This is a genomic window from Leyella stercorea (assembly GCF_021531655.1).
This window is the reverse complement of the sequence record NZ_JADYUF010000121.1, coordinates 1-463: the sequence shown is the minus strand read 5'-3', so window position 1 is coordinate 463 and position 463 is coordinate 1. Positions and strand designations below refer to the sequence as shown.

The following is a 463-nucleotide window of genomic DNA, read 5'->3' as shown; positions in this document are numbered from 1 at the left end:
ATTCTTAAAAAATCACAAAGCCCTGACTTTCACAAGCCAGGGCTTTGCTATGTCTAAAAGTTGTTGTAACTTTAGACCATAGAAAAAAATTAACTATGGCAAAGTTACACTTTCGTTCTTATACTACCAACCAAATGGTTCTTTTTCCGCAACGAATCGATGAAAATATTGCGGAAAACGACCCCGTCCGCATTGTTTCCAGCATTGTGGACCATCTTGACATGAGTTCGGTCAACAAATTATACAGCGGTATGGGCAGGTGTCCGTACCATCCACGCATGATGCTCAAGGTCATCATCTATGCCTATATGAACAACATCTATTCATGTCGCCGTATAGAGCAATTGCTCCTGCGCGACATTCATTTCATCTGGCTGTCAGGATATGAAAAGCCGGACTTCATAACAATCAACCGTTTCCGCAACCGTCTGAAGGACGAGATCAATAACATATTCACACAGCT

At 41.9% G+C, this 463-nt stretch carries 1 protein-coding gene; it reads left to right on the top strand.

Annotated features, from left to right (window positions below):
• Positions 1 to 95: 95 nt before the first annotated feature.
• Positions 96 to 463, top strand: a 368-nt coding sequence (locus I6E49_RS14295; protein WP_235403150.1) for a transposase, incomplete at its 3' end; no start/stop codon positions are given.